This window comes from Mesorhizobium sp. B2-4-1 (genome assembly GCF_006442185.1).
GTDB lineage: Bacteria > Pseudomonadota > Alphaproteobacteria > Rhizobiales > Rhizobiaceae > Mesorhizobium.
Genome location: NZ_VFVN01000011.1, coordinates 130,351 through 150,716, shown reverse-complemented (window position 1 = coordinate 150,716; position 20,366 = coordinate 130,351). Strand labels below are relative to the sequence as shown.

Sequence of the window (20,366 nt, the reverse complement as noted above, 5' to 3'; positions counted from 1 at the left end):
TGCTGGCGCTCTACGGCGCCCCCCTCTGTCCTGCCGGACATCTCCCCACAAGGGGGGATTGGCCGTAACTTCGGCTTTCGCCAATTTTCAACGTGGCAAGACGAGAGCCGGCGCCGAAACTGCCAATCTCCCCCCAAATGGGGGAGATGTCCGGCAGGGCAGAGGGGGGCGCCGTAGAGCGCTAACCTATCAAACCTTTGGTTGGCGAGGACGGCAAACGCCATCCTCGCTAGCCAATCAAAATAGCCCTTACTCCCCCGGCCCCTTGCACGCGACGATCTGGTCCTTGGTGTAGGTCGTCCAGTCCGGGATCGAGATCGAGACCGGCCATTCCGGGCTGAGCGACGGATCGGCGGCGGCTTTCAGCTTGGCCTTGCCTTCCTCGGTGGCGTTTTCCCAGAGCTGCGGCTCGACCAGAACGGTCTGCTGCGCCGGCTTCTTGCCGTCGAGGATCTGGAGCGCGAGCGTTACGCCGGCGCCGCCGATCGAGCCGGGATTGGTCACGGCTGCCCCGACCAGGTCCTTGACCGAATTCAGCTGGCCGACGAAACCGGCATTGTCGGCGCCGACCACAGGCACCATCGGCGCCTGCGATTCCACCAGCGCGTCGACGATGACGTTGTCGATGCCCGAGGTCCACACGCCGTTGAACGGCGTGCCGGTGGCGAGGAAGGACAGCATCTGCTGCTTGGCCTGGTCCTGCTGCCAGCCGGTGAACACTTCCTGTGCGACCTTCACGTTGGGGAATTCGGCCAGCGCCTTCTTAAAGCCCTTGTCGCGGTCGCTGTCGGCCGAGGCGCCGGCGGCGCCGCGCATGTAAAACACCTCACCCTTGCCGCCCATCTGCTGGAACAGCCATTTGGCGCCGAGATAGGCATATTGTTCCTGGTTGTTGGAGATGATGTAGGCCGAGGGCTCGGTGACCGCCTGGTCGACGGCGACGACAACGATGCCGGCCTTGGTGGCTTCCTCCAGCCCGGCCTTGATGCCGGCGGGATCAGCCGGATTGACAACGATGGCGTCGACCTTGGCGCTGATAAGGTTGCGGATGTCCTCGAGCTGCCCGGCGGCGTCAGTGTTGCGGTGGGCGATGTTGAGCTTGGTCACTTCGCCGGAGGCCAGCGCCTGCGCCTTCATGGCGCAGACCATCTCCTCGCGCCAGCCATTGCCCTGCACGGTGTTGGAGATGCCGATCGTGTATTTGCCCTCGGCGGACGAGGCGCCCATCGAGGCCAGCAAGGCAGCACCGGCGAGGAGCGGAACAATGGGCAGCGGCACCATGGTCAGGTATTTCTTCATTTCAGATTTCCTCCACTTTGATTTTCATTTCAATTCCAAGTCGTTACACCGGGCCGCGCAGAAAGAGATTCAGGCGGCGCCTCGATGTTGTTTTTGCGCCTTCATTTGACGAAGGGACGCAGCACGTCGCGGGCAAGCAGGAAACCGCGCTTGACCTTATCGTCGCTGCCCTCGAACCACCGGTCCTCGTGCTCGATGATGATCGGGCCGTCATAGCCGGCACGGTAGAGGCCGGAGAAGAAGCCGTTCCAGCCGACATCGCCCAGCCCCGGCATGCGCGGCACCTGCCAGCCTATGCCAGACGAAAGGATTCCGCGCTCGTACAAACCATCATGATCAATCATCAGGTCCTTGGCGTGGACATGCAGCATGTAGGGGCCGAATTCCCTGATGAAGCGGGCCTGGTCGATCATCTGCCAGACCAGGTGCGAAGGATCGAAATTCATGCCGACATCGCCACCCCAGGTTTCGAGGATGCGGCGCCAGACCAGCGGCGAATAGGCGATGTTGTGGCCGCCCGGCCATTCGTCATAGCTGAAGATCATCGGGCAGTTCTCGAAGGCGAGCTTGACGCCGTGGTCGCGGGCATGGGCGACGATGTCGGGCCAGACCTCGAGCGCGTGCTGCCAGTTGACGTCGACGGTCTTCGAGGCATCGCCGCCGCAGAAGGTGTTGACCAGGGGCACGCCCATATTCGCGGCCAGCACGATCACCCGCTTCAGATGGTCGATCACCGTCTTGCGGTGGGCGGCATCGGGATGCAGCGGGTTGGGATAGTAGCCGAGACCGGAAATGGTCAGCCCCTTGCCGGCAAGGTTTGCCGCGATGTCCTTGGCCTGCGCCGGCGAGGTCGCGGCGGCGTCGATGTGGCTGGTGCCGGCATAGCGGCGGCTGGCGCCGGAGGCTTTCGGCCAGCAGGCGATTTCCAGCGCCTCGAAGCCGGCCGAGCTTGCCCAGTCGGCGACCGCGTCGAGCGGCGTCTCCGCGAACGGTGCGGTGAGCAGTCCAAGCCTCATAATGCCTCCCCCGGTCGTGAATTCACGACCGATTCCTACTATGCAGATCGTGCCGGTTGCTTCAACCGCTCATCTGCCGGTTGCGCGCATGCATGCCTGACGGTTGCCATCGGATCGTCCGACAACAGCCCGTCGAGCGCCGATGTGACGGCCTTGCGGAACATGTCGTTGGCGGCGAGGGCGGGATCGAAGATGGCGTCAATCGCCAGGATGCCCGCAGCCAGTACCGGGACGTCGCGTCCGCTTGCCTCCGCTATGCCAGCGATCTTGCCGGCATAGGGGTCCGACACCGGCCAGCGCCGGCCGAACCGGGATGAAGCCTGGATCAGATAGGCCATCCAGCCGGCGACGGATACCGACAGCAGCGCAATGCTTTTTTCCTCGCCCAGCCGATCGCGGATCGGGTTGAGCAAGCGCTGCACGATCTTTTGCGAGCCGTCGGTGGCGATCTGGTGGTTGCGGTGGCGGATCGCGGTATTCTGCAGACGGCCAAGGCTCTGCTCGACATAGGCTGATGGGTCCATGCCGGGCACCGGCTTCAACGTTGGCAGCGTCTCCTCGACGAGCATGCGGCGCACGAAGGCCGACAGCAGCGGGTCCGCCATCGCATCGAAAGTGTGTTCAAGGCCGGCCAGCACGCCGAGATAGCTGAGCGTCGTCTGAGCGCCGTTCAGCACACGCATCTTGAGATGCTCGAACGGCGTGACGTCGTCGACGAAGGTTGCCCCCACCAGGTCCCAGCGCGGCACGCGGCCGGCGAATTTCTGCTCGATCACCCATTGCCGGAACGGCTCGCCGACAACGACGGCTCCATCGCGGTAGCCGAAAAGCTGCTCCACACCGTCGAGATCGGCCTGCGTGCTCGCCGGCACGATGCGGTCGACCATGGCGCTGGGGAAGGCGGCATTGGCCGCGATCCAGCCGGCAAGGCCGTTGCCGCGCCGTTCGGCAAAAGTCCGCACGACATTTTCCAGGATGGTGCCGTTCGCCGGGATGTTGTCGCAGGAGAGCAGCGTCAGCGGCCGGCCGTGCGTGGCCATGCGTTGCTCCAGCGCCCGCGCCAGAATGCCGGGCACGCTGCGCGGCGTCAGCGGGTTTGCGAGATCGTGGACGATGTCGGGATGGTCGAGGTCGAGCGCGCCGCTGGCCGGAATATGACAATAGCCCTTTTCGGTAACGGTCAGCGTCACGAATTCGATGTCCGGGGAGGAGAGCACTTCGAGCGCGGGCATAGCGCTCGCCTGGCTGTCGACAACGCGCACGATGCTGCCGATGACGCGGGCCTCGACATGGGAATCCTGGCGGATGAGCCTGGTGTAGAGCCCGTCCTGAGGGCCGAGCGTATCGGCGAGCGCCGGCGGACGGATGTTGATGCCGACCACGCCCCAGCGGCCGAAGCTCCGCGCCAGGAGGTCGTCGGTGTATTCGGCCTGGTGGCAGCGGTGGAAGGCGCCGACGCCGAGATGCGCCATGCCTGCCTGGAGCAAGGCACGGTCATAGCCGGGCCTTTGCACCGTCGCCGTCAGGCGGCCGAGCAAGGCCGGACCGAGCGTCTCGTGCGCGGCTCTGCTCACCGGTTGGCTCCGATCACCCACTGTTCCTGGTCGATCAGCGAGCCGGTCATCGGTCCCGCGGCGTCGGAGAGAAGGAAGACGGCGAGCCTGGCCACGTCCTCCGCCGAGAACAGCCGGCCGAAGGGCTGCGCGGCGTTGGCGGCATCGAGCCAGCCGGCGCCGTGGCCGAGCGTCTCGGCCTGCATGACGCGCTCGGCGGGCGTATCGGTCCAGCCGACATTGATGCCGTTGACGCGGATGCGGTCGAAGCGGTGGGCGTTGGCGGCGTTCCTGGTCAGCGTCGCCAGCGCGCCCTTGGTGGCGGAATAGACGGCGAGCTCGGGCGAACCGCAATGGGCATTGATCGACAGGATGTTGACGATCGCGCCGCCCTGGCCCCGCTTCCGCATGTCGGCAATCGCCGCCTGCATGAGGAAGAAAGGGGCGCGGGCATTGACGGCGAACAGCGAGGCCCAGTCGTCGGGGGTCGCATCGAGGAAGGAGGCCCGGTCGGTCAGGCCGGCGGCATTGACGAGACCGTCGATACGGCCGAAGCGGTCGATGCAGGCTTGCGCCAGGAGGGCAGGGGCTGCCGGGTCGGAAAGCTCGGCGGCGATGAAGTGTGCCGGCGTGCCCGCTTGCGAGAGCTCCGCAGCAACGGCCTCGCCGCGCGTCCCGTCGCGGCCGGTGACCAGCAGGCCGCCGGCGCCGGCACGCGCCAAGGTTTCGGCGACTGCCCGGCCGATGCCTTGCGTCGCGCCGGTGACCAGCACCATCTTGCCGTCGAGCTGAAGCTCCATTCCTCCTCCCGGAACAAAGTTTCTATTTCTGAAGATATGGAATGTCAGTTCCCGTTAGTCAACCGCGCAATCATTCTGCCCGTTGGGCCACGACACCATGGACCAAAGCCATGCCGACGGCGAGCGACGCCGCCAGCGAGCGGAAGCCTGCGAAGTCCTGTTCCACAACTTCCAGCCAGGTGTCCGAGAACTTGACCAGCGGAGAAAAAGTGCTGTCGGTGATGGTGACGATCCGCGCGCGCCGCTCGTGGGCGACCGCGACGAGGTCGGGCGTGATCGAATTGTAGGGACTGAAGGAGACCGCCAGCACCGCGTCGCGTCTGCCGATGCAGCCGACCTGGTCGAGCGCGGTGGAGCCGACATTGTCGACCAGCACATTGCGCACGCCTTGCTGCGACAAGGTCAGCGAGAGATAGCTGGTGACGGGAAAGGCGCGCTTGGAGCCGATGACGTAGATCAGCTCGGCGGCCGAAAGCAACGCCACCATTTTCTCGAAGCTCTCGATATCGAAGCCGGTTTCGATGCGGCCGAGCGAGGCCTGCGAGGCGCCGACCATGCCGCGCAGGAAATGCAGGTCGGCATTGGATACGCGCGGCGTGCGTTCCTGGCCGCGCCCTTCCGGCCAGGACGCCTTGACATGGTCCTTGAACAGGCCCTGGAAATCGGAAAAGCCGGCATAGCCGAAGATCTGGGCGAAGCGCACCAGCGTCGAAGGCTGCACCCCTGCCTGCGCGGCGACCTGTGCGATGGTGCCGAGCGCGACGTCGCTCGGATGCTGCCACAGGAAGATCGCGACCTGGCGCAGCCGCTTGGGAAAATGGACCGTGCCCGACGACAGCACCGCGCGCAGCTCCTCGTAAGTCTGCGGCTTGATATAGCCGAGCGCCGCCAGCGAGCGCCCGCGCTTGCGGGTCGTCGCCTCGTCGGCGCTGGACCGTCCGGATGATTTGCGCGCCCCGCTCATGATTTCAGGCTAGCGCGATACGATCGTTTTACAATATGAAAATTGGAAATCCTGTTCGAGGGTGGTAGCTGTTCTGCAGCGAAGAAGTTCGATGCATTCAACATAGCACCCTATGGCGCCCCCCTCTGTCCTGCCGGACATCTCCCCCACAAGGGGGGAGATCGGATGTCACGCCGGCTTTCGCCAAATTGCCAGCGTTGCATGAAAGGCGTCGCGGTCGACGCTGCCAATCTCCCCACCTGTGGGGGAGATGTCCGGCAGGACAGAGGGGGGCGCTACAGAACTCGACGGTGGGTGCTGGCTTAACATCCTTAAATCGGAGGAGACAAACATGGTCTATGCGACATCGGACGGATCGGCGGGCAAGCGTTTGCGCGTCGGCATGGTGGGAGGCGGGCAGGGCGCCTTCATCGGCGCGGTGCATCGCCTCGCCATGCGGCTCGACGACCAGATCGCGCTGGTGGCCGGCGCGCTGTCGTCCGACCCCGGGAATGCCGCCGCCTCGGCCGCCGAGATCGGCATCGCGCCGGAGCGCAGCTATGCCGATTACCGCATGATGGCCAAGGCGGAGGCGGCGCGCCCGGACGGCATCGAGGCGGTCGTTATCGTCACGCCCAACCATCTGCACGCGCCGGTCGCGACAGCCTTTCTGGAAGCCGGCATCGATGTGATCTGCGACAAGCCGCTGTCGACGACGCTGGGCGAGGCGCAAGCCCTGGTGGCGCTGACGCGGGAGAAAAATCGCCGCTTCGTCGTCACCCTCAACAACACCGGCTACGCCATGGTGCGCCAGGCGCGCGAGATGGTGGCGGCGGGCGAACTCGGCCGCATCGTCTCCGTGCACGGCGCCTATATCCAGGACTGGCTGACCAGGCCGATCGATGCCGACGGCCAGAAACAGGCGGAATGGCGCACCGACCCGGCGCGCGCGGGCCAGTCGGCGGTGCTGGCCGATATCGGCGTGCATGCCTTCAACCTGGCGAGTTTCATCAGCGGCCGCGAGGCCGAGACGGTGTCGGCCGACCTGTTCACCGCCGTGCCGGGACGGCGGCTCGATGACAACGCGCATGTGCTGGTGCGCTGGGCGGGCGGGGCACGCGGCACGATCCTGGCCAGCCAGACGTCGCCCGGCCACTATAATGATCTCTCCGTGCGCATCTATGGCGACAAGGCGGGGCTTGAATGGTCGGGCACGCGGCCCGAGGAACTGCGCTTCTCCAGATATGGCGAGGAAAGCCGCACGCTCGTGCGCGGCGGCCATGGCTCGACGCAGGAAAGCCGGCGCGTGTCGCGCATGCCGGCCGCTCATCCCGAAGGCTATATCGAGGCCTTCGCCAATTTCTACCGCGACGCCGCCGACATCATCCGCGCGCATCGTTCGGGCGCCGCCGTCGATGCGGCCCGGGCGGCGCAGGTGCCCGATGTGGTCGACGGCGCGCGCGGCGTGAAGTTCGTCGCCGCGGCGGTGGAGTCGAACGCGGCTGACGGGGCGTGGACGGCGGCAAGGTTCGGGTGAGGGTGTGCCATCCAATGTGACATCGCGGCCACGCCCGACGGTGCCGCGCGGTTGACGGCGATCAAGAGTTGGCCGTCCATTCGGGACCGCGCTGTGTTCCGCCATTTTTCAAGCCCGTTGCGAGGCTGGTTTCGAAGGCAACAGCCGGTTGACTGGCTTCCAAATCGTTGCCGCCGACCTTGCGCGAGGTGATTGCGACGCTATGTCAGGCGCATCCGCGTTGCTCCCCGCCCGCGCATTCGGCAATCTGTCGCTTCTTCGGCGTTGAAGGCTTGCTCCGATGGAACTCGGTCTCATTGGATACTACAGCGACTTCGTGGTTTACCCCCTGGCGATCGCCCTGCTGGCTGTGGCCGGGCTTATCGAGGCCGGCGAAGAGAGCGCGCCAGGCTGGCTGGCGACGGCGCTGGCGTGCCTGTGTCTGTGGACGCTGATCGAATACGTCATGCACCGCTTCGTCCTTCACCACATTCCCTGGATCAGGGATCTGCACGCCCGCCATCATGTCGAGGAGCGCAGTCCGGTGGGCACGCCGACCTGGCTCAGCCTCGGCGTGCATGCGCTTGTCGCGTTCTTTCCCGTATGGATGGTCTCGGATTTCGCGGTCGCCAGCGCGGCGAGCTGCGGGCTGATGCTGGGCTACCTATGGTACGTCAGCATCCACCATGTGATCCATCACTGGCATCCCACTCATCCGAGCTATCTCTACACGCTGAAGCGCCGCCACGCGCTGCATCATCATGTCGACGAAAACGTCAATTTCGGCGTGACGTCGCTGTTCTGGGATCGGGTCTTCGGCACGATGCGGCTCTGAAGCCAACTGGTGTGCGCCATTCGGGAAGCGCAGACAGCCATTCCCGCTTACAATTCCTTCTGCGCCAATTCCCTGAACTCGTCGGGCACCGAGCGGGCCGCCTCCAGCGCCACGGTGCCGTAGCCGACGGCCTGTTTGCCGAAACGCTCGCGGATCTTGTCGATGGCGCGGTCGGCGCCGAAGCGTGCGAGGCCCTTCCTGGTGCCGGGGCGGCGCTTTTCGTCGGCGAGGCCGAGCGGCAGTTCGAGCTGCAATTCGGCACTTTCCTCCAGATGCGAGACCGAGATCGCCAGCAGCGAAATCGTCCTGTCATGCGGATGATCGGCAAGCACGCCCCGCACCAGGTCTGTCGCGATCTCGGCCAGCATCACCGTCGCCGAGATCGGCTGGTCGAGCGTGATCGAGCGGGTGACGGCGCTGAGGTCGGCGAAGCGCACGCGCACCGTCACCGTGCGGCCGGGGCGCGCCTTGGCGCGCAGCCGGCTGGCGACCCGGTCGGCCAGATGCAGCAGGACGGGGATGTAGACGCATTCCAGTGCCGGCTTGCGGCCAAGCGCCGACTGGGCACCGGCCGAATGGGCGCGGCGACGTGTTTCCAATTTGCGCGGATCGCGGTTCCACGACAAGGCGGCAAGCTTTTCGCCGGCGGCAGGGCCGAGCAGCCGCGCCAGCGCGCCGCTGTGCGTCCTGGCCAGTTCGCCGATTGTCTGGACGCCGATCTCGGCCAGCCGCGCGCTGGTCGCCGGGCCGACGCCCCACATCAGGGAGACCGGCAGGTCATGCAGGAAGGCGATCTCCGTGCCGGGCTCGACCACCACCAGCCCATCGGGCTTGGCCACCTGCGAGGCGATCTTGGCCAGGTGCTTGGTGCGCGCCACGCCGATCGAGATCGGCAGGCCGAGTTCGCTTCGCACGCGGCGGCGAATGGTCGAGGCGATCTCCCGCGGCTGGCCGAACAGATGCGTGCAACCGGCGACATCGGCGAAGGCCTCGTCGATGGAGATGCGCTCGACCAGCGGCGTGAAATCGTCGAGCACCTTCATCGCGGCGTCGCCGAGCCGCTGGTAGTCGCGGAAATTTCCGCCGACGAAAATCAACTGCGGGCAGAGCTCGCGCGCCTTGCGCCCCGGCATGCCCCCGCGCACGCCGAACGCGCGGGCTTCGTAGGAGGCGGCGAGCACGACGCCGCCGCCGACCGCGATCGGCTTGCCGCGCAGCGACGGGTCGAGAAGCTGCTCGACCGAGGCGTAGAAAGCGTCGAGATCGGCATGCAGGATGGTGGGCTCCATCCCCGGTTCCTCGCGACGTTGTAGAGTATGGAACATAAAGAGAACAAACATTGCTCGCTGTCAAGCGAGGTCGCGATCCGCCGGAACATTGTCGCTCACAATCGCGTTGACGGCCGAAGGGCGCCGCGTGCGGAGGCTGGCATGGGCAACTTTGAAATGATCGATCTGGTTTGCGTCGTCAACGCCTGCTCGACCGACCGCGCCGCGGGGCGGCTGGTTTCGATGGCCAAGGCCGTGGAGGAATTGCGGGTGCTGACCGGCGATTTCGTCTCGGCCGACGAAACGGTCGCGAATGCGCTGAGTGAAGTCGCGCTGCAGTGCGGCTGCGCCGTGCTGTTCGATGAGCAGGCGGGCGCCGACATATTGCGCACGCCATAGCTCGCCGCCGGCGTGCTGCAATGCATCACGCGACCGCTCCAATCGCTTGTTTTTGCGCTATTCCGAATAGAGGGCCGTGACGCGCTTTCTGAGGCGCGTTGCCTGTGCGGGTCGTTGTCCCTGAGGCCGCCTTGGCGACATCCATCAACCGAGATGCTCCGCCCGCAGCGCCTGCTTGAGGCGCTCCAGCGCCGGCTCGCCGTCGGCAGCGAGCTTATCGGCGATCCTTGCCAGATCATCGTCGGCCTTGCGGTGCTTGCTGCCCCAAGCGCCGAGCGTGGCCAGCACGGGCACAAGGTCGATGCCGGCCTCGGTCAGGCGATAGATCGCCTTCAGGCCATGCGTGGGATCACCGCTGCGGGTGAGGATGCCTTCGTCCTGCAATGTCTGGAGGCGCTCGGCCAGCGTACGCGAGGAAATGCCCTCATCGGATTGCAGGAATTCGCGAAAGTGCTTTTTTCCGGCGAAGACCAGGTCGCGGATGATGAGCAGCGTCCAGCGGTCGCCGAGCAGTTCGAGCGACAGGTTGATGGGGCAGCCAGACCGGTCCCGTGTCGACATGTGTATGGTTCCATTTTTAAATCGCTTTACTATTGACATCGTTTTCATCTCAGGTCAATAGTTCCAAATGTAAACCATCGGCAACCGTGCCGGCCGGACGGGTAAAACGAGCCGCTCGGCCTTTGACCGGGAGAACCATAATGAAAAAGCTGATCCTCCAGATGCAGATGTCGGTCGACGGTTTTGTCGGCGCCGCCGGGGATCATCGCTGGCAGCTCTGGGAATGGGGCGACGACAGCGCCTGGGACGAGGAGCTGAAGCGGGACTTCAACGCCGTCTTCGCCGGCATCGATACCATCCTCTTGAGCCGCAAGATGGCCGAGGAAGGCTACCTCACCCATTGGGGCAATGCGGCGAAGAGATATCCGCGCGACCCGTTCTATGCTTTCGCCCAGCGCATCGTCGAGGCGAGGAAGGTGGTGCCGAACGACAGGCTCAAGGCCTCGCGATGGGAGGGCACGACAGTGGTTAGCGGCGACCTGCCGCGGGAGGTCGACTTGCTGAAGAGGGGTGAGGGCGGCGACATCGCGGTGTTCGGCGGCGCCGGCTTCGCCTCGGCGCTGATCGCGGCCAGGCTGGTCGATGAGTTCCAGCTGTTCATCAACCCGGCCGTCCTGGGCGCCGGCCGCCGCATCTTCGACCAAGGCGGGTTCGGCAGGCTGCGGCTGCTCGGCTCGAAGGCCTATGCGAGCGGCATGGTGGTGAGCCGCTACGCGCCGGCCGGCTGACCGAAAGGCATCGCGCAATATTATACCTGCCTTGAGTTTTGGGCATGGTAGTCGGCGATGCAGGACCAAGCGCGAGGCCACTTTCTCCCAGGGGAGAAGGGATGACGCGCCTCAATGTGCCCATTGGTCCACGCCTTGACCTCCCAATTCACTTGGCATCGTGAAAAATAATGCCGAGCGTGTGGCGCATGCCCGAGCGCAGGCGGCTGACACCGTGGCGCAGATTGACGCGGTAATTGCCCTTGGTGCCCTGCACCGGCCGGTTGTGGACGGCAAAGGCGACGGCATCGCCCTGGCGCAAGGGCACCACTTCCACCCGGCTCTGCATGCGCGGCCGCTGTTCGGTCAGGGCGAACTCGCCGCCGGTGAAATCCTCGCCGGGTTCTGAAAGCAGAACCGCCACCTGCACCGGAAAGGCGAGGTCGCCATAGAGGTCCTGGTGCAGGCAGTTGAAGTCGCCGGGCACATATTGCAGCAGAAGTGGCGTCGGCCTGACCTGGCCGGCGGCGTGGCACTGCTTGAGAAAGGCGGCATGCGTTTCGGGATAGCGCGTGGCGATGCCCATGCGTTCGTTCCACCGGTTGGCGACCTCGGCGAGCCTGGGATAGAGCGCCGTGCGCAGCCCGCCGATCAGGTCTGGCAAGGGGTAGCGGAAATAGCGGTATTCGCCCTTGCCGAAGCCGTGCCTGGCCATGTGGATATGGCTGCGGAAATGTTCTTCATGCGGATAGAGCCCGGCGAGTTGTCGGCACTCCTGCGGCGTGAGCAGCTTTTCCATCACCGCACAGCCGAAGCCGTCGAGTTCGGCGGCTAGGGCTGGCCAGTCGTAAGCGGCAACGCGTTCCTCGGCGGCTTTCACCACCGATGCCGCAACCTTGGCATGGGCGTTCATATCGCGGCCTCTTTGTCGAGCAAAGCGTGCTTGCGCTCAGTGCCCCAGCGGTAGCCGGAGGGCGTGCCGTCGGCGCGGACGACGCGGTGGCAGGGAATGCCGAGCGCGATCGCGTTAGCGGCGCAGGCCGTCGCCACGGCGCGGGCGCCGTTCGATTGGCCGAGACGCTGGGCAAGGGCGGCGTAGGTGATGGTTGCGCCGCGGCGGATGCTGCGAAGCTCGCCCCAAACTTTTTGCTGGAACGGCGTGCCGTGGCTGATGTCGAGCGGCAGGTCCAGGCCGGCGGCGGGCGTTTCGATGAAACGCGTTATCGCCGCAAGATCGCCTTGCAAGGCGGTCTCGTCCTCGACCAGCATCCTGCCGGGGAAGCGGCTGGCGAGATCCTGCGCCAGCGCCTCGGCGTCGGAGTCGATCAGGATGGCGCAGACGCCGAGGGAACCGCGCGCGGCGAGGATTTTGCCGATCGCGGATTGGGCGATGGCGTAGGTGATGGTCGGCGCCGGAGGCTGTCGCCGGCGTGTGGGTTTGCATGAGGTTCATTGCTTCACTCCTTCTGTGTGCCTGAACCCTAGCCGCGTGCCTTCCGTTCCTCACTCCGATGCTTGCTTTCAAATTCAATTTCCGGAACGGTGCGGAGGTAAGTACCCTACGGCGCCCCCCTCTGTCCTGCCGGACATCTCCCCCACGAGGGGGGAGATTGGCAATTTCGGCGCCCCACTCATTCCTGCAACGTCGTAAATTGGCGAAGGCGGTTGTGACAGCCAATCTCCCCCCAAGTGGGGGGAGATGTCCGGCAGGACAGAGGGGGGCGCCGTAGAGCGCTGATTTATGCGATACGAATGACAGCAACCTCGCCAAGCAAAAAAACCTCGCCTGATAACAGCCGCAGTTCGATCTCGCCGGTCGCGCCACGGCTCCACTCGGCCTTGCCGCTCTCGACAAGCTCCCCGAGCGCAGCCATCACCAGCGACCGCGCATCTTTGGCGCGTCTGACGGCGCCGCGATGGGGGATCCCAATGTCCGCATCGGTGGTGGAAGACCTTGCCATCGCGCCCATTGCCGCTCCTCCTCAGGCCTCGCGGCCGAGCAGCGCGCGCTTGCGCTCCGCGCCCCAGGCGTAGCCGGACAGGGCGCCGTCCTTGCGGATCACGCGGTGGCAGGGAATGGCGACCGCGAGCGCGTTGGCGGCGCAGGCGCCGGCAACGGCGCGGGTCGCCTTCGGCGCGCCGATGCGCCCTGCTATCTCGGCATAGGAGACGGTGCGGCCGGCCGGGATGTCCCGCAGGGCCTGCCAGACGCGCTGCCGGAACGCGGTGCCGCGCAGGTCGAGCGGCAGGTCGAGACCAAGCCTTGGAGCCTCGACGAAACCGACGACGCGGGCGACGAGCGCCTCATAATCGCGGTCGGCGCCGATCAGGCGCGCCTTGGGGAAACGGTCCTGCAGGTCGCGCACCAGCGCGTCCGGGTCGTCGCCGAGCAGGATCGCGGCGACCCCCTTCCTGCTCGATGCGACAAGGATGGCGCCGAGCGAGCATTCGCCGACGGCGAAGCGGATCTCCTCGCTGGCGCCGCCGGCGCGGTAGCGCGTCGGCGTCATGCCGAGCATGCCGGCCGACTTCTCATAGAAGCGTCCGCTCGAATTGAAGCCGGCATCGTAGATCGCCGCTGTCACGCTGGCGCCGTCTTCCAGGCCCCGGCGCACCCTTTCGGCGCGCCGGGCGGCCGCGTAGTCCTTTGGCGTCAGGCCGGTGACGGCCTTGAAGGTGCGGTGGAAATAGCCGGCGCTGCGGCCGGCGGCGGCGGCCAGTTCACCGAGCGACGGTTCCTCCTCGCTCTGTTCGATCCTGCGGCAGGCCTCGGCCACCATCGCGGCGTTGCCGGCCTCGAGCGAAGGTCCGTCGGGATTGCAGCGCCGGCAGGCGCGAAAGCCGGTCGCCCTGGCCTCGTCCAGCGTGTCGTGGAGCTGCACGTTCTTCGGGTTGGCGCGCCGCGACGGGCAGGAGGGCCGGCAATAGACGCCGGTCGTGGCCACCGAATACCAGAAGCTGCCATCGGCCGATTTGTCGCGCGCCACGACTTGCGTCCAGCGCGGATCGTCGGCGACCGGCAGCGGCGCGGGTTTGAGATCCTTGGCAAGGGTGATGAACATGGCCGGCATTGAAGCCGCAGACGACCCGCGTCGCCACCCGTTTCCTGCCAACTGAGAGGTGGACGCGAGCCTATTCGTCGGGACACACAAAGAGTATGACAAGATTGATCCGGAGAAGGTGTGATGGAAAACATTCGACCCCTTAAGACCGAGGCCGATTACGATCGGGCGATTGCCGAAATCATCCAATATTTCGAGAACGAGCCGGAAATCGGCTCTCTTGGCGATTACCGGTTTGATGTTCTCGCGACCTTGATCGACGCTTATGAGGATAAGCACTACCCTATCGAAGCACCCACATCCCGTTGAAGGTTATTCACTCACACATTCAACCTGTCGCGAAAGGCGAAAGCCGCCGCACCCGGTGCCCGATCGCTGTTCCCCGAGCCCTCGTTTCTACGCCGCCCGTTTGGGCTCGACCGCGAACGGGCTGAGGCCGAGCCAGGTCTGCATCTTCCTTGCGATGTGCTGATCTCCGGTCAAGGCGACCTTCGCGCCGGCCTTCTCGACGGTGATCAATCCCATCCAGATCGCCGTCATCGTGTGCAGGTCGGTCGAGACGTAGAGGTCGATATCGAAGCCCGGATCGTACCAGCACAGATCGACCTCGCCATGCTTTTCGACGATCAGCCACCACGACCGTTTGGACGCCGGCAGCTCCTGGTACAGGAATTGTATCACGGTGCGCCCGTCGGGCAGCGGCGAGGGGTTCAGATTGCGCCGCATGTCCCACATCAGCAGCGACGGATCGAGGTTCTTGAGGGACAGCCGGGACTCGACCCATTTCTGTCCCCAAAAGCCCATCGCCTCGACGACGGGGCGCAAATCCCGGCCGGCCTCCGTCAGCCGGTATTCGGAGATGCCCTTCTCGCCCGGCACCTCCTTGCGCTCGACGATCCCGGCGAGCTCGAGCTCTTTCAGCCGTTGCGACAGAAGGCTGGGCGACATTTTGGGAACGCCGCGGCGCAGGTCGTTGAAACGGGTCGAACCCGCCACCAATTCGCGCATCAGCACCATCGTCCAGCGGGTGCACAGCACCTCGGCGGCCATCGATAGCGGGCAGAACTGCTTGTATCCGTGCTGGGCCATGATCCGACGTCCTCCCTCGAAACTGGGCTGAACATTAGGCCTTCATGAAGGAAGCGGCCAGTACGGAAACTGTACCGGCCCGGTACAGATCGCGGACTGGCCGGCGCCGGCCCTGCCATGCGAGCCCTTTGACCGGCCGCGGGGATCTCCCCTGTGCGCCGTACAGGGAGAAGACCATGACCACCTACGTAATCGCAGACATCAAGGTGAAGAACCCGCAGTGGATGCCGGCCTACGCCGCATCGGTGCACGACCTCGTCCACAAGCATGGCGGCAAGTATCTGTCGCGCAGCGGCAATGTGAAGACGCTTGAAGGCAAGCCGCTCGACACCACTCTGATCGCGCTGATGGCATTCCCGTCGGAAGCGGCGGCGCGCGCCTTCGCCAACGATCCGGCCTACGCGCCCTTCGTCTCGGCCCGTCAGGACGGTAGCGACAGCCGCTTCCAGATGATCGACAACACCGACCTGGCGGGGACGATCCCGTATCTGCCGAAGGGATGAAGCTTTCCTCCATCCGTCGCATCGCTTTCGGGCTCTCCGAGCAACGACAATCACGGCGCTTGCCTGCCGCGCCTCCGTATTTCCGGCGGCCGGCGCGCTGGGCCTTTTCAAGAAGAATGGAATGAACATGATACGCAAATTCCGCAACGGGCTTCTCATGGCGGGGGCCATGCTGGCCGCCTGCGCCACCTTCGCCCACGCCCATCAGCAAGAGGCCGTGCCTGCATCCGGCGCGAATCCACTGGCCGGCAAGGTGCGGGCGGCGAACAGCCGGTTCCTCGACGCCAAGGTCGCCACGGACGAAGGCTATGCGCCCATTCCCTGCGCCAGCGGCATCACCGGCGGCGCGATGGGCATTCACTATGTCAACGGGCAATACCTGAAGGACGACAAGATCGACATCGCCCGTCCCGAGGCCGTGATGTACGAGCCGATGGCCGACGGCACACTGAAGCTGGTGGCGGTCGAATACATCACCGCCAAGGGGCCGGCGTCACTGGACGGCCAATTGTTCAACTTCAACAGTGCGCCCAACCGTTACGGCCTGGGCGAATTCTACGAGCTGCATGTCTGGGCCTGGAAGGGCAACCCGACCGGCACCTTCGCCGACATGAACCCGAAAGTGTCGTGCGAACACGCGGCGGCACCCAGCCAGTAAGCAATGAAGCCAGGCGGTGCAGGCCGCCTGGCTCGACGCTGTCCGCTCCGGCCGTTATCGCGGCGCGGGATTAGGGGCCGCCAATCCCGTATCGGAAGTCTGTTGGGCCACGTCGGAAGCCTGCTGCCCGGATGCCGGTAGAACGAAGCGTCCGGTCAGGTACCAGAGCAGAGAGACCACGAGGATCGACAGGTAGCCGTCCACGGCATAGTGCCAGCCGGTATAGACCGAGCCGAACAGGATGAGTGCGGCGAACGACCAGCCTGCAACGGCCCAGCGGCGACCAAAGCCGGTGAGGAAGAAGGCATTGAGCGTGACGATGGCGACATGCATGCTGGGCATCGCCGTGATGCCGCTGCCCAGCGCGGAGCGGCCGCTGTCGTGTGCATCGAGCAGATAGCTGGCGGCGAACCGCACCGGCAAGGCATACGGGTCTGCCATCAGCGCTGCGAGCACCCCGGCAAATCGGCTGCCGCCATAGAACCGGTCGTAGAATATCGGCCCGCTGGATGACAGCATGATTGGAAGAACGGTGCCACACAACATCATGGTGAGCGCGAACGCCCAGAGATAGCGGATGCGCCGGGCGGGACTGTTCCAGAAGGCGACGAAGAGCACGACGCCAAGCCATTGCATGAACCACCAGGACATATAGGCCTTGAAAACCAGCATGGAGGCGGGCTTTGAAACGATGCCGTGCGTCCATACCCAAGGATCGACGCCGTGCAGCCAACGATCGAGGTCGGCCAGCATGGGATCGGCATAGTAAGGCACGATCTCCGGTATGGTGATCCTGAATGTTGTGAAAGCGATGATGCCGAGAAAGAATAGCAAGACGACCCGCGCGGCCGCCGGCCCGCGTTCCTTGAGTATGTGCACCATGAATCTTGTCGGCCTGGGCCCGCCATACACCAATGCCGTTAACCCGAGGCCAACCACCAGCAGCACCGGCAGCAAGCCGAGGAATGTCCCGAAGTACTTTATGGACAGCAGAAGATATCGCTCAGGCCGCAGGCAAAGCGCCGTCGCGACGCAGACCAGGCACAGGCCCGTCAGCAGCCAGCTGCTTCTGGTTGTCGCCACGCCAAGATCAACAGTGGAAACCGATCGGAGATCGCCGCCCTGTGTTCCGGTGTACCCACTCATCAGGGAGGTCCCGCCAGCTTTCGAACTTGTTATGAATGTTCTGGCGGCAACGTATTAATATCTTGTTGCACCCGTAATGGTGTCTGGTTTCCAATGTAATACTCAATAGTGTAGTATTGTATTCAAATACGGGCTGAGGACCATGGCGGTGCTGGCCCTGTGTTGGGTTGCTGCCAAGAGGCCTTTCGTCACGCACGTGCAATCGAGAGGGACCACTGCCTGGACGGCGATGGTCCCTCTCATTCAAGCCGCCTTGATCAGGCCGAGCTGGGTCAACGCCGCGACGCCGTCGTCGAGGCCGATCTCCTCGACGATCCTGCCCTCGATCACCTTCAGCACCGTGGTGCCGGTGAAGCGCATGGTGCGGCCGGTGGCGGCGGGCAGCGAACCGACGAGGAAATCGCTGAAGGCCGGACCGGCATGGGTGCCGCCGCCTTCCCACTGGCCGACGACATAGTCGCCTTCGGCGATGAGGTCGGCGGTGGCCCAGAAGTTGAGGTCCGGGAAGGCAGCGCGGAAATCGGTCATGAAGGCCTTGATGTCCTCGCGGCCGCGGCGCGATTCATGCAGCGAATATTTGAGCAGCATGTCGGACGCGGCGATGGCGTCGACGACGGAAAGATCGCAGGTTTCACCCCAGAAATCAGTGAACCATCTAGCGACGACGGCCTTGTTGTCTTCCTGTTTGGTCATGGGAAAAGTCCTCTTGTGTTTGCACGAGATCGCCAGGGCGGGCGGCGACCCCGCGCAAACACTAGGAGGATCGGCGGGCGGGCAAACTCCGCTTCTTGCCCGCCAATCGAAAGTCGGGACCGCAAGCGAGGAACGCGGCGCAGCCACCGGCGCGGTAACGCTTTCTTCTCTGGTTTTGCCGCAGATTGCCCCGCGGCGGGGTTGGACGAAACGGAAGATGGCGGGTCAGGACAAGAAAAGCCGTGATGGAACGTTCTGGGAGAAGGCCCTGGAGCGCGCCCAACTTGGCGTCTGGGACTGGGACCTTCGGACAGGCGAGTGTTTCTATTCCGCCACCTGGGCGCGGATGCTGGGCTATGACGAGGACGAGCTCGCCAACAGCAGCGACCTCTGGCTGCGGCTTACCCATCCCGACGATCGCGAGCAGGCGCTGGCCAGCGGCGACCGTCACATCGCCGGCCTGACCGACACCATCGAGACCGAGCTCAGGCTCCGGCACAAGCAAGGCCACTGGGTCTGGGTGCTCGACCGCGGCGGCATCGTCGAACGCGACGGCGACGGCCAGCCGATCCGGCTGATGGGCGTGCAGACCGATATTTCGAAACAGAAGGCGGCAGAGGCCGCGCTGGAACAGGTCAACATCCGCTTCCGCCTGGCGCTCGCGGCCAGCGGCACCGGCATCTGGCACTACGACATCGCCAGCAACAAAAGCTATTGGGATTTCCGCACCAGGGAAATTTTCGGCCTTGTCGCCGTTACCGACGAGGTGACGGCCGACCTGTGGCACAGCTACCTGCATCCCGACGACAAGCAGGCGGCCGAACGCGCCCACAGGGCGCCGCTGGAAACCGACGGCGTCATTGCCGCGCAATATCGCATCATCAGGCGCGACGGCGATATCCGTCATGTCGAATCGCTGGTGCGTTTCGTCGCCGCCGCCGGTGCCGCCGGCCAGATCCTCGGCACGGTGCGCGACATCACCGAGGACAAGCTGCGCGAACAGGAACTGGCCTATGCCGCCCGCCACGACGCGCTGACCGGCCTGTGGAACCGCGCCGCCTTCGATAGGCTGCTTGGCGAGCATATTGCGGTGGGGGCGCCGCTGGCGGTGTTCTATGTCGATCTCGATTACTTCAAGGCGCTCAATGATTTCGCCGGGCATGCCGCCGGCGATCTGGCGCTGAAGAGCGTCGCGGGGGGCATACGCGGCTGCCTGCCGTCGTCGGCGCATGCGGCGCGCCTGGGCGGTGACGAGTTCGCGCTGCTGGTGCCGCATTGCGACGCGGTGCAGGCCGAGCGGATCGCCGGGGCCGTGCTTGGGGCGGTGCGCGAGGCCGATCTCGGTCCGGCCGCGTCATCGCGCCGACTGGCGGCCTCGATCGGCATCGCCTTCATCGATGACGCCACGACCACCGTGGCCGATGCGCTGGCTTGCGCCGACGACGCCTGCTACGCGGCCAAGGCGGCGGGGCGCAACCGCTTCGCGGTGTTTTCGGCCGCGGCGCGATCGGGAGCCGCCGGCCTCAATGCGGCGCGCATCGCAGCCGACACCGTCGATGCCATGGACGACGGGCGGCTGAAACTGTTCGGCCAGGAAATCCATCTCCTGGGAAAGCCATGGCAAGAGTGCCGGCACGTCGAAGTGCTGGCGAGGCTCGCCGCGCGCAACGGGCGGCTGGTGCCGCCGAGCGAATTCATCCCGGTGGCCGAGCGTTTCGGTATCGCCTCGAAACTCGACCGCTGGATCATTCGCACGGCGCTGTTGCGGCACGGACCGGCGCTGCGTGCCGGGGCGCTGACGCTGGGCTTCAACCTGTCGGCTCAGACATTGAGCGATCCGGGGCTGTGGGATTTCGTCGACAACACCATCGAGGAAACCGGTGCGCCGCATTCCGGCATCGGATTCGAGATCACCGAAACCGCGGCCGTCACCAATTTCGATGCCGCGGAGGACTTCGTGCGCAAGGCGCGTGAGCGACGCTGCCGGGTCAGCCTCGACGATTTCGGCGCCGGCATGAGCTCGTTCGAGTATCTCAGGCGCTTTCCCGTCGATGCGATCAAGATCGACGGCTCGTTCATCGAACATATCACCGACAGCCGCTTCGACCGCGAGATCGTGCTGGCGATGACCGGCATTGCCAGGAGCCTCGACTTCGCCGTGGTGGGCGAAAAGATCGAACGGCACGATACGCTGGCCATGCTCCAGGACATGGGGGTCGCCTACGGTCAGGGCTTCTTTCTGCATCGTCCCGAGCCGCTGGAGGCGATCGTTTCGCGCGCGACGGCCGGAACGCCCGACAGGCGGCGCGCCTGAAGCG

The 20,366-nt window shown here is 65.1% G+C and carries 22 protein-coding genes; 8 read left to right on the top strand and 14 right to left on the bottom strand.

Annotated elements, in window-relative coordinates:
* Positions 1–249 precede the first annotated feature (249 nt).
* From FJ949_RS24970 to FJ949_RS24950, 5 genes are all read right to left on the bottom strand, one after another.
* Entirely contained in the window at positions 250–1,299 is a 1,050-nt protein-coding gene (locus tag FJ949_RS24970) for an ABC transporter substrate-binding protein (RefSeq protein ID WP_140500077.1), read from the bottom strand.
* Between the two features lie 101 nt (positions 1,300–1,400).
* Positions 1,401–2,315 carry a sugar phosphate isomerase/epimerase gene (locus FJ949_RS24965; RefSeq protein ID WP_140500076.1) on the bottom strand — a complete coding sequence of 305 codons (915 nt, stop codon included), beginning with the start codon at positions 2,313–2,315 and terminating at the stop codon, positions 1,401–1,403.
* 38 nt (positions 2,316–2,353) lie between these two features.
* Entirely contained in the window at positions 2,354–3,889 is a 1,536-nt protein-coding gene (locus tag FJ949_RS24960) for a mannitol dehydrogenase family protein (RefSeq protein ID WP_140500074.1), read from the bottom strand.
* Positions 3,886–4,668: an SDR family oxidoreductase gene (locus tag FJ949_RS24955; RefSeq protein ID WP_140500072.1), complete on the bottom strand. Its 783-nt coding sequence runs from the start codon at positions 4,666–4,668 to the stop codon at positions 3,886–3,888. The genes FJ949_RS24960 and FJ949_RS24955 overlap by 4 nt, the downstream gene beginning before the upstream one ends.
* Before the next feature lie 70 nt (positions 4,669–4,738).
* Complete coding sequence (locus FJ949_RS24950) at positions 4,739–5,632, bottom strand: MurR/RpiR family transcriptional regulator (RefSeq protein ID WP_140500070.1); 894 nt, start codon at positions 5,630–5,632, stop codon at positions 4,739–4,741.
* Between the two features lie 331 nt (positions 5,633–5,963).
* Between FJ949_RS24950 and FJ949_RS24945 the strand changes: the two genes are divergently transcribed.
* Together FJ949_RS24945 and FJ949_RS24940 are read left to right on the top strand one after the other, a co-directional pair.
* A complete protein-coding gene (locus FJ949_RS24945) occupies positions 5,964–7,148 on the top strand; it encodes a Gfo/Idh/MocA family oxidoreductase (protein WP_140500068.1) in 1,185 nt (394 codons plus the stop codon).
* Positions 7,149–7,428: 280 nt separating this feature from the next.
* Positions 7,429–7,962, top strand: coding sequence for a sterol desaturase family protein (locus FJ949_RS24940; protein WP_140500066.1), 534 nt, complete (start codon positions 7,429–7,431; stop codon positions 7,960–7,962).
* A 47-nt stretch (positions 7,963–8,009) separates the two neighbouring features.
* Here the strand turns inward: FJ949_RS24940 and dinB are convergent, their stop codons facing one another.
* On the bottom strand, positions 8,010–9,251 hold the full coding sequence (gene dinB, locus FJ949_RS24935; RefSeq protein ID WP_140500065.1) for a DNA polymerase IV: 1,242 nt from the start codon (positions 9,249–9,251) through the stop codon (positions 8,010–8,012).
* A gap of 141 nt (positions 9,252–9,392) precedes the next feature.
* Here dinB and FJ949_RS24930 point away from each other — a divergent pair, with 141 nt between their 5' ends.
* On the top strand, positions 9,393–9,629 hold the full coding sequence (locus tag FJ949_RS24930; RefSeq protein ID WP_140500063.1) for a hypothetical protein: 237 nt from the start codon (positions 9,393–9,395) through the stop codon (positions 9,627–9,629).
* 144 nt (positions 9,630–9,773) lie between these two features.
* On the opposite strand, the gene FJ949_RS24925 is transcribed toward FJ949_RS24930, so the two are convergent.
* Positions 9,774–10,190, bottom strand: a complete 417-nt coding sequence (locus FJ949_RS24925) for a helix-turn-helix domain-containing protein (protein WP_140500061.1) — start codon at positions 10,188–10,190, stop codon at positions 9,774–9,776.
* A gap of 140 nt (positions 10,191–10,330) precedes the next feature.
* Here FJ949_RS24925 and FJ949_RS24920 point away from each other — a divergent pair, with 140 nt between their 5' ends.
* Positions 10,331–10,918, top strand: a complete 588-nt coding sequence (locus tag FJ949_RS24920; RefSeq protein WP_140500059.1) for a dihydrofolate reductase family protein — start codon at positions 10,331–10,333, stop codon at positions 10,916–10,918.
* A gap of 148 nt (positions 10,919–11,066) precedes the next feature.
* On the opposite strand, the gene FJ949_RS24915 is transcribed toward FJ949_RS24920, so the two are convergent.
* From FJ949_RS24915 to ada, 4 genes are all read right to left on the bottom strand, one after another.
* A complete protein-coding gene (locus tag FJ949_RS24915; protein ID WP_140500057.1) occupies positions 11,067–11,810 on the bottom strand; it encodes a 2OG-Fe(II) oxygenase in 744 nt (247 codons plus the stop codon).
* Entirely contained in the window at positions 11,807–12,142 is a 336-nt protein-coding gene (locus FJ949_RS30885; RefSeq protein ID WP_246680035.1) for a methylated-DNA--[protein]-cysteine S-methyltransferase, read from the bottom strand. Before FJ949_RS30885 ends, FJ949_RS24915 begins: the two co-directional genes overlap by 4 nt.
* Positions 12,143–12,636: 494 nt before the next feature.
* The gene (locus FJ949_RS24900) at positions 12,637–12,867 is read right to left on the bottom strand and encodes a hypothetical protein (protein ID WP_140500055.1); all 231 of its coding nucleotides are present in this window, start codon (positions 12,865–12,867) and stop codon (positions 12,637–12,639) included.
* A gap of 12 nt (positions 12,868–12,879) precedes the next feature.
* Positions 12,880–13,959, bottom strand: a complete 1,080-nt coding sequence (gene ada, locus FJ949_RS24895; RefSeq protein WP_181167217.1) for a bifunctional DNA-binding transcriptional regulator/O6-methylguanine-DNA methyltransferase Ada — start codon at positions 13,957–13,959, stop codon at positions 12,880–12,882.
* A gap of 123 nt (positions 13,960–14,082) precedes the next feature.
* Between ada and FJ949_RS24890 the strand changes: the two genes are divergently transcribed.
* Complete coding sequence (locus FJ949_RS24890) at positions 14,083–14,268, top strand: transcriptional regulator (RefSeq protein ID WP_140500052.1); 186 nt, start codon at positions 14,083–14,085, stop codon at positions 14,266–14,268.
* 87 nt (positions 14,269–14,355) lie between these two features.
* Here FJ949_RS24890 and FJ949_RS24885 read toward each other — a convergent pair whose 3' ends face one another.
* The gene (locus tag FJ949_RS24885) at positions 14,356–15,048 is read right to left on the bottom strand and encodes a helix-turn-helix domain-containing protein (protein ID WP_140500050.1); all 693 of its coding nucleotides are present in this window, start codon (positions 15,046–15,048) and stop codon (positions 14,356–14,358) included.
* A gap of 176 nt (positions 15,049–15,224) precedes the next feature.
* Here FJ949_RS24885 and FJ949_RS24880 point away from each other — a divergent pair, with 176 nt between their 5' ends.
* Both FJ949_RS24880 and FJ949_RS24875 read left to right on the top strand, forming a co-directional pair.
* Entirely contained in the window at positions 15,225–15,551 is a 327-nt protein-coding gene (locus FJ949_RS24880) for a DUF1330 domain-containing protein (RefSeq protein WP_140500048.1), read from the top strand.
* 121 nt (positions 15,552–15,672) lie between these two features.
* Positions 15,673–16,209: a hypothetical protein gene (locus FJ949_RS24875; protein WP_181165266.1), complete on the top strand. Its 537-nt coding sequence runs from the start codon at positions 15,673–15,675 to the stop codon at positions 16,207–16,209.
* A 54-nt stretch (positions 16,210–16,263) separates the two neighbouring features.
* On the opposite strand, the gene FJ949_RS24870 is transcribed toward FJ949_RS24875, so the two are convergent.
* Positions 16,264–17,355, bottom strand: a complete 1,092-nt coding sequence (locus FJ949_RS24870) for a phosphatase PAP2 family protein (RefSeq protein ID WP_140500047.1) — start codon at positions 17,353–17,355, stop codon at positions 16,264–16,266.
* A 243-nt stretch (positions 17,356–17,598) separates the two neighbouring features.
* Positions 17,599–18,048 carry an ester cyclase gene (locus FJ949_RS24865; protein ID WP_140500045.1) on the bottom strand — a complete coding sequence of 150 codons (450 nt, stop codon included), beginning with the start codon at positions 18,046–18,048 and terminating at the stop codon, positions 17,599–17,601.
* A 217-nt stretch (positions 18,049–18,265) separates the two neighbouring features.
* Here FJ949_RS24865 and FJ949_RS24860 point away from each other — a divergent pair, with 217 nt between their 5' ends.
* The gene (locus tag FJ949_RS24860; RefSeq protein WP_140500044.1) at positions 18,266–20,362 is read left to right on the top strand and encodes an EAL domain-containing protein; all 2,097 of its coding nucleotides are present in this window, start codon (positions 18,266–18,268) and stop codon (positions 20,360–20,362) included.
* Positions 20,363–20,366 lie beyond the last annotated feature (4 nt).

Excerpts from the sequence above, each read along its gene's own strand:
- FJ949_RS24970 (WP_140500077.1), bottom strand. The coding sequence starts at position 1,299 with ATGAAGAAATACCTGACCATGGTGCCGCTGCCCATTGTTCCGCTCCTC.
- FJ949_RS24965 (WP_140500076.1), bottom strand. The coding sequence starts at position 2,315 with ATGAGGCTTGGACTGCTCACCGCACCGTTCGCGGAGACGCCGCTCGAC.
- FJ949_RS24955 (WP_140500072.1), bottom strand. The coding sequence starts at position 4,668 with ATGGAGCTTCAGCTCGACGGCAAGATGGTGCTGGTCACCGGCGCGACG.
- FJ949_RS24950 (WP_140500070.1), bottom strand. The coding sequence starts at position 5,632 with ATGAGCGGGGCGCGCAAATCATCCGGACGGTCCAGCGCCGACGAGGCG.
- FJ949_RS24945 (WP_140500068.1), top strand. The coding sequence starts at position 5,964 with ATGGTCTATGCGACATCGGACGGATCGGCGGGCAAGCGTTTGCGCGTC.
- FJ949_RS24940 (WP_140500066.1), top strand. The coding sequence starts at position 7,429 with ATGGAACTCGGTCTCATTGGATACTACAGCGACTTCGTGGTTTACCCC.
- dinB (WP_140500065.1), bottom strand. The coding sequence starts at position 9,251 with ATGGAGCCCACCATCCTGCATGCCGATCTCGACGCTTTCTACGCCTCG.
- FJ949_RS24930 (WP_140500063.1), top strand. The coding sequence starts at position 9,393 with ATGGGCAACTTTGAAATGATCGATCTGGTTTGCGTCGTCAACGCCTGC.
- FJ949_RS24925 (WP_140500061.1), bottom strand. The coding sequence starts at position 10,190 with ATGTCGACACGGGACCGGTCTGGCTGCCCCATCAACCTGTCGCTCGAA.
- FJ949_RS24920 (WP_140500059.1), top strand. The coding sequence starts at position 10,331 with ATGAAAAAGCTGATCCTCCAGATGCAGATGTCGGTCGACGGTTTTGTC.
- FJ949_RS24915 (WP_140500057.1), bottom strand. The coding sequence starts at position 11,810 with ATGAACGCCCATGCCAAGGTTGCGGCATCGGTGGTGAAAGCCGCCGAG.
- FJ949_RS24900 (WP_140500055.1), bottom strand. The coding sequence starts at position 12,867 with ATGGGCGCGATGGCAAGGTCTTCCACCACCGATGCGGACATTGGGATC.
- ada (WP_181167217.1), bottom strand. The coding sequence starts at position 13,959 with ATGTTCATCACCCTTGCCAAGGATCTCAAACCCGCGCCGCTGCCGGTC.
- FJ949_RS24890 (WP_140500052.1), top strand. The coding sequence starts at position 14,083 with ATGGAAAACATTCGACCCCTTAAGACCGAGGCCGATTACGATCGGGCG.
- FJ949_RS24885 (WP_140500050.1), bottom strand. The coding sequence starts at position 15,048 with ATGGCCCAGCACGGATACAAGCAGTTCTGCCCGCTATCGATGGCCGCC.
- FJ949_RS24880 (WP_140500048.1), top strand. The coding sequence starts at position 15,225 with ATGACCACCTACGTAATCGCAGACATCAAGGTGAAGAACCCGCAGTGG.
- FJ949_RS24875 (WP_181165266.1), top strand. The coding sequence starts at position 15,673 with ATGAACATGATACGCAAATTCCGCAACGGGCTTCTCATGGCGGGGGCC.
- FJ949_RS24870 (WP_140500047.1), bottom strand. The coding sequence starts at position 17,355 with ATGAGTGGGTACACCGGAACACAGGGCGGCGATCTCCGATCGGTTTCC.
- FJ949_RS24865 (WP_140500045.1), bottom strand. The coding sequence starts at position 18,048 with ATGACCAAACAGGAAGACAACAAGGCCGTCGTCGCTAGATGGTTCACT.
- FJ949_RS24860 (WP_140500044.1), top strand. The coding sequence starts at position 18,266 with ATGGCGGGTCAGGACAAGAAAAGCCGTGATGGAACGTTCTGGGAGAAG.